A 13,266-nucleotide genomic window follows, 5' to 3' on the forward strand; every position below is an offset into this window, starting at 1 on the left:
AGCCTAACGGCCGTTCACCATGAATGCGCCTATCGGCCGTTGTCATGGATCGTGCGTTGACGGCGGCGTTTCGGCGCTTTCACATGGCCGTCTCCCCGCTCCCGCCTAGGACAAGCCCATGATGACGCCCGCCGCCGACGACACCCTGCGCGAAGAAGTTCGACTGCTGGGCGGCATACTGGGCGACGTCATTCGTCAGGAGGGCGGCGAGGCCCTGTTCGATCATGTCGAGGCCGTGCGTCAGGCCTCGGTGGCCTATCACCGGGACCCGGCCTCCCACCCGGCCAAGCGGCTGGAGAAGCTGTTGACGACCATGTCGGTCGACCAGGCCGCCGGCCTGGCGCACGGCTTCGCCCTGTTCTCCCTTCTGGCCAATATCGCCGAGGACCGGGCCACCCGCCGTCGCGCCCAGGGCCAGGCCGTCGCCGGCGCCCGCCCCGACACGCCCGAAGGCGCCCTGCAGCGGCTGGCCGAGCAGAAGGTGGACAAGGCGGCGGTGCGCGCCCTGCTGGAGGAAGCCCTGGTCTCGCCGGTGCTGACCGCCCACCCGTCCGAGGTGCGGCGCAAGAGCGTCATCGACCGGATCGCCGCCATTTCCGACATGCTGGACGCCTGCGACAAGGCCGGAGACGCCTGTTCGCCGGCCCTGATCAACGAGCCGCTGCGCCGCCAGATCGTCATCCTGTGGGCCACCCGCCTGGTCCGCACCCAGGGACTGGTGGTGCAGGACGAGATCGACACGGTCGTCTCCTTCCTGGATCGCATCTTCCTGCGGGTCGCGCCGAAGCAGCTGTCGGCCTGGCGTCGCCTGCTGGAGGCGCCGACGCTTCAGCCCTTCATGCGGGTCGGCACCTGGGTCGGCGGCGACCGCGACGGCAATCCGAACGTCGATGGAACGGTGCTGGCCGCCGCCTTCCGCACCCAGTCGCGCGCGGTGCTGGGCTTCTATCTGGAAGAGGCGCACGCCCTGGGGGCGGAACTCAGCCTGGCCGCCGAACTGGCCCAGGTCTCGCCCGAACTGGCCGCCTTGGCCGACGCCGCCCACGACCCCTCGCCCCAGCGCGCCGACGAGCCCTATCGCCGGGCCCTGACCGGGGTCTACGCGCGTCTGGCCGCCACCTATGAGGCGCGAGGCGGAACCCCGCCGCCGCGCCGCGCCGTCGTCGCGGCTGATCCCTATCCCGGCCCGGACGCCTTCGAGGCCGATCTGCGGATCCTGCACGATAGCCTGGTGAACCACCACGGGGGCGTCTTCGCCAATGACCGGCTGAGCGATCTGATCACGGCTGTCGAGATCTTCGGCTTCCATATGGCGACCCTGGACCTGCGCCAGAACTCCGACGTCCACGAACGGGTCGTCGCCGATCTGCTGAAGACGGCCGGGGTGTGCGCCGACTATTCGGCCCTGGACGAAGAGGGGCGGCTGGCGGTGCTGGCGGCCGAACTGGCCTCGCCGCGCCAGTTGTTCAGCCCCTATGCCGACTATGCCGCCGAGACCCTGAAGGAGCGCGGCATCCTCCAGGCCGCCGCCGCCGCCCTGGCCGCCTTCGGACCCCAGGCCATCCGCACCCATATCGTGTCCAAGACCGATGCGGCCTCGGACCTGCTGGAGGTCTATCTGCTGCTCAAGGAGGTCGGCCTCTATCGTCATGATGATCCCGCCGCCTGCCCGATCCAGGCCGCCCCCCTGTTCGAGACCATCGAGGACCTGCGCGCCTCGCGCCCCACCCTCGAACGGCTGCTGAAGGAACCGTCCGCCCTGGCCGTGGCCAAGGCGCGGGGCGTGCAGGAGGTCATGATCGGCTATTCGGACTCCAACAAGGACGGTTCCTATCTGACCTCGGGCTGGGAGCTGCACGAGGCCTCGCGCGCCCTGGTCGAGGTGACGCAGGCCGCCGGCCTGAAGCTGCAGCTGTTCCACGGGCGCGGCGGCACGGTCGGACGCGGCGGGGGCTCGTCCTTCGCCGGGGTCCTGGCCCAGCCGGAGGGCACGGTCCAGGGCCGGATCCGCACCACCGAACAGGGCGAGGTCATCGCCAACAAATACGGCGAGCCGGAGATCGCCCTGCGCAATCTGGACGCCCTGACCTGCGGCGCGGTGCTGGCCTCATTGGGCCAGGGCAAGGATCATGTCTTCACCGCCGAACACGGGGCCACCCTGTCGGACCTGTCGGCCCGGTCGATGGCCGCCTATCGCAAGCTGGTCTATGAGACCGACGGCTTCGTCGACTATTACCGCGCCGCTACCCCCATCGCCGAGATCGCCGACCTGAAGATCGGTTCGCGCCCGTCGTCGCGCACCGCTTCGCCCCGGATCGAGGATCTGCGCGCCATTCCCTGGGTGTTCAGCTGGTCCCAGAGCCGGGTCATGCTGCCCGGCTGGTTCGGCTTCGGCTCGGCGGTCGAGGGGCGGGACATGGGCGAGCTGAAGGCCATGGCCGAGGCCTGGCCCTTCTTCAAGACGCTGGTCCAGAACATGGAGATGGTCATGGCCAAGTCGGACATGACCATAGCCCGTCGCTACGCCACCCTGGTGCCTGACGCCTCGCTGGCGGCGCGTATCTACGGCGAGATCCGCGACGAATGGCAGAGAACCCACGACGCCATCCTGGCCATCACCGGCCATGACAAGCTGCTGGGCGGCCAGCCGGAGCTGGACCGTCTGATCCGGCTGCGGATGCCCTATGTAGAGCCGCTGAACCACGTGCAGATCGAACTGATCCGCCGCCGCCGCGCCGGCGACGAGGATCCGCGTGTGCGAGAAGGCATATTGCTGGCCATCAACGGCGTAGCGGCGGGCCTGCGCAACAGCGGCTGATTGAAGCCACAACCATGACGCCGATTTAACCCGCCTGTCTTGGATCGGCGGCTGAACCCTCATTGAGCTGTTACACAACACGCGTATTGCGCCTTCGTCGCCGTTTCGAGCGATTATCTTTCTCTTTAGGAGCAAAGCGATGAAGGTTCTCTCCCCCGTTCTCTTCGCCGTCGCCGTCCTGTCCGTGTCCCCCGCCCTGGCTCAGAACAACGACGCCCGCATCGCCTTCGGCGATCTCGACCTATCGTCGGCGGCCGGCGCCGCCGCCTTCGACGCCCGTGTCGAGCAGGTCGCCGGCAGCCTGTGCCGCGACTTCACCGTCACCGGCAGCCGCATCGCGCGCACCCAGGCCTGCCGTTCGGCCGTTCGCGCCGAGGCGATGCGTCAACTGCCGCGTTCGCGCCAGATCGACTACGCCCGCGCCCCGCGCGACGCCCGTCAGGTCGCCCAGGTCGTCGGCCTGTTCGCCAACAGCTGATCCTCAGACCGGCGAAGGGCGCACGCCGCCCTTCGCCGCGACGGTCCGGTTAAAGCCATCTGATGCGTTTGAAGGTCATGTAGAGCCCGACGCAGACCGCGACGATCAGGCCCATCACCGCAGCGTAGCCGTAACGCCAGTGCAGTTCCGGCATGAACTCGAAATTCATCCCATAGATGCCCGCGATGGCCGTCGGCACGGCCAGCAGCGCCGCCCACGACGCCAGCTTGCGGGTGATGACGCCCTGCCGCTGCTGCTCCAGTAGATTGGCGACCTCGAACACGGAAGCCAGGATGTCGGTCAGGCCGTTCAGCCGGCTGTTCACCCGCCGCACATGATCGGCGATGTCGCGGAAATAGGGGCGGATGTCCGGGTCGATACAGGGCAGATCCAGCGACTGAAGCTTGCCCGCCACTTCTTCCATCGGCCCGAGGATGCGCCGGAACTTCAGCAGTTCGCGGCGCAGGGTGAACAGGCGGCGGATTTCCGAGCGGGACAGAAAGGTGTCCAGCGCCCTCTGCTCCAGCTCCAGCACACTGTCCTCGGCCCCATCGACGATCGGCACATAGGCGTCGGCGATGAAGTCCAGCACCCCGTGCAGGACGAAATCCGGTCCGGCCCGCAGTTGGTCTGGCGCGGCCTCCAGCTGGGCGCGCAGGGCCGTGTGCGACCGATCCGAGCCGTGGCGGATCGTAATGACATGGTCGGTTCCGACGAAGACGTGGGTCTCGCCATAGCTGATGGTGTCGTCCACCTTCTCTGCGGTTCGCGTGACCACGAACAGTTCGCGGCCATAGACCTCGACCTTGGGCATCTGGTGGGCTGAAAGGGCGTCCTCGACCGCGAGGGGGTGAAGATGGAACCGCCTCACCAGAACGTCGAACTCGGCGTCGGTCGGCTCGTGCAACCCGATCCAGACGAACTCGCCCGGCTTCAGCGCCAGCCCCTTCGGCGTCAGGGCCGCCGCCCGCACGCGCTGGCCGTCCTTGTAGATGTAGGAGGCGACGACGGACATGCAGACAGTTCTTTCAAGCGGCTTGTCCGGCAGGTCTAAGCCAGGCACGGCAAAAACGAAACGGCCGGCGGATGTCTCCGCCGGCCGATCCGACATACTGCCGATTTGACGTCTAGGCCGTCACCAGGTCTTGCTGAAGCTGACGAAGGCGCGCCGGCCGACGTAGTCGTACTGGGACGTCAGAGGGACGTTGCCGACCCGCGAAGCGCCCGTCGAAACCAGGGGGGCGTTCTCGTCGAAGATGTTGTTGATCCCGACCTGGATCGTCACATCGTCAAGACGCTTCCGAACAGAGATCGAGTGCGTCATGTAGAACTCAGCCGTGCGGTCATAATAGACCGTTTCACCGAGATAGAGGGCGGAGTTCGACGTGTAGAAGCGATCGTTGTCGACTTCCGGGACGATGTCGGCGTTCCAGTAGATCGTCCAGTCGCCCTTATCGAAGCGAGCCGAGACGTTTGCGGTCCAGTCGGGATAGCCGATCTCCTCCAACAGGGACTCGGGCTCATCTTCGCCACGCAGCTGCGACGTCCAATCCAGGATATAGCTGGCCTTGGCCTGCAGGGTCAGATCGCCAACGGCGAACTCCCTGCGATAGCGGGCGTTCAGATCCAGACCCTCGCTCATTTGCTCGGCGACGTTCACATAGGAGTTCTGGACGGTGAGCACCTGATACTCGCGCGTCGATCCAGCTTCGCCGCGCGTGAACAGCGAGCAGAGCGCCTCATTCTCGAAGTTGTTCGAGTAATAGCAGGATGACAGGATGTTAGCCGCGCCGAACTGCTGAACCTGATTGTGGACTTCGATCTTGTAATAGTCGAGCGCGACGCTGACGTCTGCAAATTGGGGCGTCCAGATGAAGCCGACCGAGAGCGAGTCCGCGGTTTCAGGTTCCAGAATGCCCTTGCCGCCGCCGGCGATGATGGTCGCCGAGGAGGAGCCGCCCGCGTTATAGTCTTCCGGAATGCCGTCTGCAGCGCAGTTTGCCCGCAGATCGACATTGGTCGACTCACCCCAGTTAATGCAGGGGTCGATCGACGTCTGGCCGAGGAAGCTGGTCTGGTTGGCCAGATACAGTTCATAAAGCGCCGGAGCCCGGAACGACGTGCCCTTCGACGCGCGGATCCGGTATTCCGGAGTGATCGCCCAGTTGAGCCCCAGCTTGTAGGTCGAGTTCTCGCCGTAGCTGTCATAGTCGGAATAGCGGCCCGACACGTTGAAGCTGAGGCTGTCGATCAGCGGAATATTGCGCAGAACCGGGATTTCCAGCTCGCCGAACACTTCCTTGATCGTGTCGTCTCCCTTGGTCCGGCCCGACGCCGTCTGGCCCCAGAGATTCTGGGCCTGAGCCTGCTCGCCCGGCTGATCGTCAATCGATTCCTTACGCAGCTGGAAGCCCAGGGCGGCGCCGAGGGGACCGGCCGGCAGGTCGAACAGATCGCCCGAGATCACGCCTTCGACATACTGGTGCTCATACAGCGTCGTGCCTTGTTCATATCCGATGATGAACTCGGCCTCTTCCGCCGTCAGCTGGCCGTCCACCAGGGCAGCCGTGCTGAAGTAGTTGACGCCGCCGGTCGGGCACGCCGTCGCAGTCGTCAGCCAGGCGGAAACGCAGCCCGTGTTCTGGAACTCGGTCAGGTTTGAGCCGCTGGCGAAACCATAGGTCGGGGAATAGCCCGACGTGGCGTAGACGCGATCCGCATAGAAGAAGTTGTTGCCGTAGGTGCCTTCCGAGCGGCTGTACTGGGCCGTGATTTCCCAATCATAGCCGCGGCCGATGTCGAGACGCCCCCGAGCGCCCCCGACGCCCCGGTAATAGTCAACCGTCTGATCGTAGTCGGTGTTCAGCAGGATGATCGGCAGAGAGTAGGTGCCGAAGCCGAGCGGGAAATCAGGGTGAGCATTGTAGACGGTCGGGAACAGCTGGCGCCAGCTGTGCTGTTCGGACTTCCGCTGATTGTACTGAAACTCGCCGAAGATCTCGATGTTCGGCGTCAGGTCGAAGCCGCCGAAGGCCGAGAAGCTGGCTCTCGTGACAGGCGAAATGGCGGTGCGAGAGTCGTATCGGTCGCTGTGGAGATTGTAATTCTCATAATAGGCGCGCCGGACATCTGCCGATTGCGAAGCGACAGCGCAGTTCGTCGTCACGCCCGCGATGGGAGTCGACGCATAACCGCCGTTCACATGCTGGTAGCCGTCCAGGTCGCATCCCAAAACGCCGCCACCCTGCGTCGCAGACGTGTTCGGCGAATAGTCGATCGTGCGATAGGCGCCATTCTGGACGAAGTAGTTGCGAATGATGCCGTTGACGCTCGAGATGCACTTGTAGTCGCCCGTGGCGGGATCGACGATATCAGCACGGATGGTCAGGTTTTCGTCGTAATAGACCTGATCCTGCGGGCAGGAAAATTCTTCTCGATCGCCGAAGGTCAACTCCTTGCGTTCATAATAGTCGGCGCCGATCGTCAGATATCCACGATCATAAGACCAGCCTTTGCTCCCATTGATCCGATACTCCTCGCCGCCCGACTCGAAGGGCTGACTCGCGAACACCTCGAAGGTGCCGCCGTCCTGATTGGTCTTGGTGATGATGTTCACCACGCCGGCGACGGCGTCCGACCCGTAGATGGACGAGGCGCCGTCCGTCAGGATCTCGACCCGTTCGATCTGCGAGCTGGGAATCGTATTGAGGTCCGCCGGGCCGACCGTGCCGCCCACGCCCGCAGGACCTGCGCGACGGCCATTGACGAGCACCAGGGTGCGGTTGGCGCCAAGGCCGCGGAGCGACACCGTGTTGACGCCCGCGCCACCCGTGACGACATAGCCCGTGAAGAAGTTATTGATCTGCGTCGCCGTGTTCGCGACCGTCGAAGATTGCAGCAATTCGGCGGTGTCGACCGTGCCTTCGAGCGCCGCCTGCTCTGCGGTGATGACTTGAATGGGCTGCGAGCTCGTGAACTCGTTGCGGCGGATACGGGAGCCGGTGACGACGACTTCCTCGATCTGTCCCGCACTTTCCTCGTCATTGCCGGACGTCGTCTTCGAATCCTGGGACTGGGCCAGGGCCAAGCCTGGCGAAAAAGTCATCAGTCCAGCGAATATGGTCGTCGCTAGCAGGCGATATCTGATCGTGCGCATTTGTTGTGCCCCAAGAAAATTAATCCCGACGGCGCAGTGCGTGACCCTCCCGAAGGTCGCCCTGCGCCGTCACCCTGCGCCAAGAGGCCAAGGATGAGCCACAGTTACGAGATACGTTTCTATTATCGATACTCGATTTCGCCACCGTCCTCGTTTCCGGACTTAAGTGTCGCGAAATTGTCGCGATGTATATATCGCCATTGATACTTAAATATCCAAACGTTTCGTGACTGAATTTTCTTTGCAAGAATCTTATCAAACTGGACACAAATAAGGATCGCCGCTCAAACAGCTCTAGATGAATTGGGACGATTATAAGCCGGCCCGAATCCCGATCGCTGCGACTAGGATTGGCGGGAGGGCGCGGCGCTCGGCCTTTCCGGCGAAAGCCTGCCCTCCCGCGCACGCCCTCCAATGAAAAGCCGCCGATCAGCGAACTGATCGGCGGCTGTATTCGTACCGGGTCAGAGGCGGAGAATTCGCCCTTCCGGCCTCAGGAGACCGGGAAGCCCCGGACCTTCAGCAGGGCCGCCACGTCCGGGTCGCGACCGCGGAAGGCGCGGTAGGCCTCGGCCCGGTCGGTGGTGTTGCCCGGCGCCAGCATGATCGACTTGAAGCGGCCGGCGATGTCCGGATTGAAGACGTCGCCCGACTCCTCGAAATAGGCCCAGGTGTCGGCGTCCATCGTCTCGGACCACAGGTAGCTGTAGTAGCCGGCCGAATAGGCGTCGGAGGTGAACAGGTGATTGAACTGCGGCAGGCGGTGCCGCATCACGATCTCCCTGGGCATGCCAATGCGGGCCAGGCTGGCCTTCTCGAAGGCGTCGATGTCGGTCGGCGGCGTGGCTTGCGTGTGCAGATCCATGTCGACGATGGCCGAGGACAGGTAGCTGACGGTCGCATAGCCCTGGTTGAAGGTCGACGAGGCCTGGATCTTGTCGACCAGGGCCTGGGGCATGGCCTCGCCGGTCTGATAGTGTTTCAGATAGCCGTCCAGGATCGGCCGGCTCAGCACCCAGTGCTCGTGCACCTGCGACGGATATTCGACGAAGTCGCGCGGCGTATTGCCGAACGACGGATAGGTCACGTTCGACGAGAAGTAGTGCAGGGTGTGGCCGAATTCGTGGAACAGGGTCTCGGCGTCATCCAGCGAGATCAGGACCGGCTCGCCGGGCTCGGGCTTGGTGAAGTTGTTGTTGTTCGAGCCCAGGATCACCTTCGATCCGTCCAGGGTCGAGAAGGACCGGTAGGTGGTCATCCAGGCGCCCGAACGCTTGCCCGGACGGGCGTAGTCGTCGGTGTAATACAGGCCGATCAGCTTGCCGGTGGCCTTGTCGTGCAGCTCATAGACCTCGACGTCCGGTTCGAAGGTCGGGACCGAACCCTTGGGCAGTTTGGTGAATTTGAAGCCGTACAGGCGTTCGGCCATGGCGAAGGAGCCGGCGCGGACGGCGTTCAGTTCGAAGTACGGCTTCAGCTGGTTCTGATCCAGGTCGTACTTGGCCTTGCGCACCTTCTCGGCGAAATAGAGGTAGTCCCAGGGCTCGATGTCGAAACCGGCGATCGCCTTCATATCGGCGACCTCTTCGGCCACGCGGGCCTTGGCGGGAGCCCAGACGCGGTCCATCAGGTTCTGCGCATTGGCCGGGGTCTTGGCCATGGTGTCCTGCATCCGCAGTTCGGCATGGTTGCGATAGCCCAGCAGCTTGGCCCGCTGATCGCGCAGCTTCACGATCTCGGCGATCGTCGCATTGGTGTCGTTGGCGTCGCCGTTGTCGCCGCGATTGACAAACTTCTTCCAGACCTGCTCGCGCAGAGCCCGGTCGTCGGCGAAGGTCAGGAAGGGATCGACGGCCGAACGGGTGTTCAGAATGGCCCAGCCCTGCAGATTGCGGCTGCGTGCGGCCGAGGCGGCGGCGGCCTTGTTCGAGGCGGGCAGGCCGGCCAGACCGGCTTCGTTGGTGATCAGGGTCCAGGCGTTCTCGTCGGCGACGACCTTCTGGCCGAAACGGGTGAAGGCGTTGGACAGGGCGGTGTTGATCCGGCCCAGCTCGGCCTTGCCGGCCGCGTCCAGATTGGCGCCCGAACGGATGAAGGCGTCGCGGCGACGCTCGGCCAGACGCTTCTGCTGGGCGCTGAGACCCATTGCGTCGGCGTTGTCGGCGACCGTCTTGATGCGCTGGAACAGTTTTTCGTTGAAGGTGATCTCGTCAGAGGCGGCCGACAGGATCGGCGACAGTTCGGTGTCGACGGCGTCATAGGCCTCGCCGCCGATGTTGGAGGTCATGACCCCATAGAGGTTGGACGCCCGGTCCAGCGGCTCGCCGGCCAGCTCCAGCGCCGCCATGGTGTTGGCGAAGGTGGGGGCTTCCGGATTGTTGGCGATGGCGGCGATGTCGGCGCGTTGCAGCTCGATGCCTTCCAGCATGGCTTCGCGCAGCTTGGCCGGCGTCACCTTGTCGAACGGCGGCAGGCCGTCATAGGAGCCGGTCCAGGGCTGGAGCAGTTCGGCCCGGGGCGTCGCGGCCGGCAGGACGGCGCGGGCGATGCGGGCCTCTTCGGCCAGATCCATGGCGGTGGGTGCGGCGGAGGCGCCGCCGGATCCGGTGGAGGCGCAGGCCGAGAGGGCCATCAGGCTGCCGCCCGCGATGAGAAGCTGGCGTCTGTGCATGGAATGCTCCGTAGGAAAATCATGTCGGGGCTACACTTAGGCGCGCAAGGGCGGATCGTCACCTGCCCGACCCGTTAAAGGCCCGTAATCTTGTTGGATCGATCGTCGCACTGTTCTAAAGCGCCGTCATGGCTATTGGCGTATTCGACTCCGGCGTGGGCGGCCTGACCGTCCATCGTGAACTGACGCGGCGGTTTCCGCAGCGCGACTTCGTCTATCTGGCCGATCAGGCCCATGCTCCGTATGGCGGGCGCGGCGGCGAGGATATCGTCGAACTGACCAAGGCGGGCTGCGAGCGACTGTTCGAGGCCGGCGCCTCGGTCGTGGTCCTGGCCTGCAATACCGCCAGCGCCATCGCCCTGCGCCGCCTGCAACAGACCTGGATCCCCGGCCTTCGCGAGCGGCTGGGCCGGCCGGTCAATGTGCTGGGCATCATCGTGCCGACCATCGAGGCGGCCACCGGCAAGCCCTGGAGCTTCGAGGCGGAGCGACCCCAAGAAGGCGAAAAGGTTCAGGCCATCGACATCACCGGCGTCTTCTGCACCGCCGCCACCGCCATCAGCCGCGTGTTCGAGATCGAGATCGACAAGCGGCGCGAGGACATCGCCGTCTTCTCCGAGCCCTGCCCCGGCCTGGCCGGCCTGATCGAACTGGGCGCCCCGCGCGAGGAGCTGAAGGTGGTGGTCGATGATCACGTCGACGCCCTGCGCCGCCGCATCAGCCGCCATCCGGACAAGGCCATACTGGGCTGCACCCATTACGAGATCATCGCCGAACTGTTCGCCGACGCTCTTCCGGCGGGGACGGTGCTGATTAACCAGCCGACCGCCGTAGCCGATGCGCTGCAGCGGTATTTCGCACGGCATCCCGAGTTCGAGCTGGGCGACAGCGGCCGACGCGACTTCCTGACGACAGGCCAGGCGGGCCCGCAGTCGGAGATGGTGTCGCAGTTCTGGGGTGCGCCGCTGGCGTTCGCGCGGGCGTAGGAGAGTTCGCCGCAAGCGAGGCTCCCTCTGCGGCAAGTGATAACGCCATACACTCCGTCCACAAACCAGATCGGCTGGCAGGCCACAGGGCGAGGACGACGGAGGTTGAAACCGAGCGCGAACGGAGCCGCTGTTCGCCTCAGATAATATCCAACGGCGTCTCGCGTGTGGGCGGGGGAAAGGCGGCGTCGAGGCGTTCGATGTCCTCGAGGTCGAACTGGATCTCCAGGGCGTCGGCGTTGGCCTCGACATGCTCGACCGAACCAGCCTTGGGAATCGCGATGACGCCGTCGTGGCGCAGGATGGCGGCGAGCGCCACCTGAGCCGGATCGGCGCTGTGGCGGTTGGCGATGTCGCGGATCAGGGGCTGTTCCAGCAACTCGCCGCGCCCCAGGGGCGAATAGGCCATCATCGGCATGTCGCGGGCCTGCATCCAGGGCAGGAGATCGAACTCCACCCCGCGCGAGCCCAGATTATAGAGCAACTGGTTGACGGCGCAGTCCTCGGCCCCCTCGATCTCCATCAGCCGCTCCATGGCGCGCATATCCAGATTGGACACGCCCCAGCGGGCGATCATCCCCTCGTCGACCAATTCCTGGAAGGCGGCGATGGTCTCTTCCAGGGGCACATTGCCTTCCCAGTGCAAGAGATAGAGGTCCAGCCGGTCGGTCCCCAGCCGTTCCAGAGATTTCTCGCAGGCCAGCATCATCTTCATTTCCGAGGCGTTGTCGGGCCGGACCTTGGAGACCAGAAAGACCTCGTCGCGGCGGCCGGCGATGACCTCGCCCACCAGCCGTTCGGAGCGGCCGTCGCCGTAGAGCTCGGCCGTGTCGATCAGGGTCAGGCCCAGGTCGATGCCGCGCGCCAGGGCCTGCTGCTCCTCGTCGCGCCAGGCGGGGTCGTCACCCAGTTCCCACGTGCCTTGGCCCAGGGCGGGAACGGTCGTACCGTCTGCAAAGGTGACGAGGCGGGTCATGTCGGTCCTGTCCATTCGCGGCGGAAGAGCCGCCTGCGAGGTTGAGATGCGCACCCGGCTTATCAAGACCGACGGCCTTGTCCAACAGGTGCTGGAGGCGGGGTTCGAGGACCCCAACGCGCCATTGGTCCTGCTGATCCACGGCTTTCCGGAACTGGGGATCAGCTGGCGGGCCCAGGTCGAAGCCCTTTCGGCGGCGGGATATCATGTCGCGGCTCCGGACATGCGTGGATACGGCGGCACGGACAAGCCGAAAGGTGCCGACGCCTGTTCGATCCTGCATCTGGTCGGGGACATGGTCGATCTGGTGCGGGCGCTGGGCAAACGGGGCGCCGTCGTCGTGGGCCACGACTGGGGTGCGCCGGTCGCCTGGCATTGCGCCCTGTTGCGGCCCGATCTGTTCACGGCGGTCGCCGGCCTGTCCGTGCCGTTCCAGCCGCGTAGACCCCAGGGACCGCCGACGACCGTCATGGCCATCCTGTCCGAGCGGGCCGGTATGGGCGACCTCTATATCAACCGCTTCCAGGCGTCGGACGCCCATCTGGCGCTGGAGGCTGATCCGGCGACGACGCTGACGAAACTGTTCTGGGCCTATGACGGCGCCACCCCGGCGTCGAAACGGGCCACCGGCTTCATGGCGCCCGGCGTCGGCCTGCTGGACAGTGTAGACGACGGCGCGGACCTGCCGCCGTGGATGAGCGCCGCCCATTTCGCCGAATATGTCGAGGCCTTTACGGCCGGCGGCTTCGACGCACCGCTGAACTGGTACCGGGCGATCGACCTGAACTGGTCGCTGACCGTCTTCGTGCAGGATAAGCAGATTCTCCAGTCAGCCCTGTTCATCGTCGGCGAGGACGACCCGGTCCGACACTACGCCGGTTCGGCCGAGGCGGGGCTGAAGGACTGGGTTCCGAACCTGACGCGTTCGGTGGTCCTGCCCGGCGCCGGCCACTGGATTCAGCAGGAGCGGCCGGATGAGGTGAATGGGCTGCTGCTAGCTTTTCTTGCGCCCCTCTCCCGTGGGGAGAGGGCTTGAGCGCCGAGAGCGTCAGCGATCTGTCTTGCGCGACCCGAAGGGCGGCGCGAAGCAGCCAAAGGGTGAGGGGACGGTTGTGCGAGTTGGCCCGCCGGCGGACCCTCGTCCGGCCCTTCGGGCCACCTTCTCCCAACGGGAGAAGTAA

8 protein-coding genes are annotated in these 13,266 nt (G+C 65.1%); 4 read left to right on the forward strand and 4 right to left on the reverse strand.

The genetic code is table 11. The features are described from left to right. Positions 1-118 precede the first annotated feature (118 nt). Together ppc and ACVPT3_RS15160 are read left to right on the forward strand one after the other, a co-directional pair. On the forward strand, positions 119-2,818 hold the full coding sequence (ppc, locus tag ACVPT3_RS15155) for a phosphoenolpyruvate carboxylase (protein ID WP_492041682.1): 2,700 nt from the start codon (positions 119-121) through the stop codon (positions 2,816-2,818). 139 nt (positions 2,819-2,957) lie between these two features. Then, complete coding sequence (locus tag ACVPT3_RS15160) at positions 2,958-3,296, forward strand: UrcA family protein (protein ID WP_492041683.1); 339 nt, start codon at positions 2,958-2,960, stop codon at positions 3,294-3,296. Positions 3,297-3,345: 49 nt separating this feature from the next. Here the strand turns inward: ACVPT3_RS15160 and ACVPT3_RS15165 are convergent, their stop codons facing one another. From ACVPT3_RS15165 to ACVPT3_RS15175, 3 genes are all read right to left on the reverse strand, one after another. Then, positions 3,346-4,311: a magnesium and cobalt transport protein CorA gene (locus ACVPT3_RS15165; RefSeq protein WP_492041684.1), complete on the reverse strand. Its 966-nt coding sequence runs from the start codon at positions 4,309-4,311 to the stop codon at positions 3,346-3,348. Positions 4,312-4,431: 120 nt separating this feature from the next. Continuing rightward, positions 4,432-7,401, reverse strand: a complete 2,970-nt coding sequence (locus ACVPT3_RS15170; protein WP_492041685.1) for a TonB-dependent receptor plug domain-containing protein — start codon at positions 7,399-7,401, stop codon at positions 4,432-4,434. A 544-nt stretch (positions 7,402-7,945) separates the two neighbouring features. Next, positions 7,946-10,123, reverse strand: a complete 2,178-nt coding sequence (locus tag ACVPT3_RS15175; RefSeq protein WP_492041686.1) for a M3 family metallopeptidase — start codon at positions 10,121-10,123, stop codon at positions 7,946-7,948. Positions 10,124-10,251: 128 nt separating this feature from the next. Here ACVPT3_RS15175 and ACVPT3_RS15180 point away from each other — a divergent pair, with 128 nt between their 5' ends. Further along, entirely contained in the window at positions 10,252-11,109 is an 858-nt protein-coding gene (locus ACVPT3_RS15180) for a glutamate racemase (RefSeq protein ID WP_492041687.1), read from the forward strand. A gap of 139 nt (positions 11,110-11,248) precedes the next feature. Here ACVPT3_RS15180 and ACVPT3_RS15185 read toward each other — a convergent pair whose 3' ends face one another. Beyond that, complete coding sequence (locus ACVPT3_RS15185; RefSeq protein WP_492041688.1) at positions 11,249-12,085, reverse strand: aldo/keto reductase; 837 nt, start codon at positions 12,083-12,085, stop codon at positions 11,249-11,251. A 46-nt stretch (positions 12,086-12,131) separates the two neighbouring features. Here ACVPT3_RS15185 and ACVPT3_RS15190 point away from each other — a divergent pair, with 46 nt between their 5' ends. Further along, positions 12,132-13,121 (forward strand): alpha/beta fold hydrolase, encoded by a 990-nt coding sequence (locus ACVPT3_RS15190; RefSeq protein ID WP_492041689.1) that lies wholly within the window; start codon positions 12,132-12,134, stop codon positions 13,119-13,121. The last annotated feature ends 145 nt before the right edge of the window (positions 13,122-13,266 follow it).

The organism is Brevundimonas sp. FV1ps31S, assembly GCF_058681265.1.

Coding starts and splice junctions, on each gene's coding strand:
- ppc (WP_492041682.1), top strand. CDS start 119: ATGATGACGCCCGCCGCCGACGACACCCTGCGCGAAGAAGTTCGACTG.
- ACVPT3_RS15160 (WP_492041683.1), top strand. CDS start 2,958: ATGAAGGTTCTCTCCCCCGTTCTCTTCGCCGTCGCCGTCCTGTCCGTG.
- ACVPT3_RS15165 (WP_492041684.1), bottom strand. CDS start 4,311: ATGTCCGTCGTCGCCTCCTACATCTACAAGGACGGCCAGCGCGTGCGG.
- ACVPT3_RS15170 (WP_492041685.1), bottom strand. CDS start 7,401: ATGACTTTTTCGCCAGGCTTGGCCCTGGCCCAGTCCCAGGATTCGAAG.
- ACVPT3_RS15175 (WP_492041686.1), bottom strand. CDS start 10,123: ATGCACAGACGCCAGCTTCTCATCGCGGGCGGCAGCCTGATGGCCCTC.
- ACVPT3_RS15180 (WP_492041687.1), top strand. CDS start 10,252: ATGGCTATTGGCGTATTCGACTCCGGCGTGGGCGGCCTGACCGTCCAT.
- ACVPT3_RS15185 (WP_492041688.1), bottom strand. CDS start 12,085: ATGACCCGCCTCGTCACCTTTGCAGACGGTACGACCGTTCCCGCCCTG.
- ACVPT3_RS15190 (WP_492041689.1), top strand. CDS start 12,132: ATGCGCACCCGGCTTATCAAGACCGACGGCCTTGTCCAACAGGTGCTG.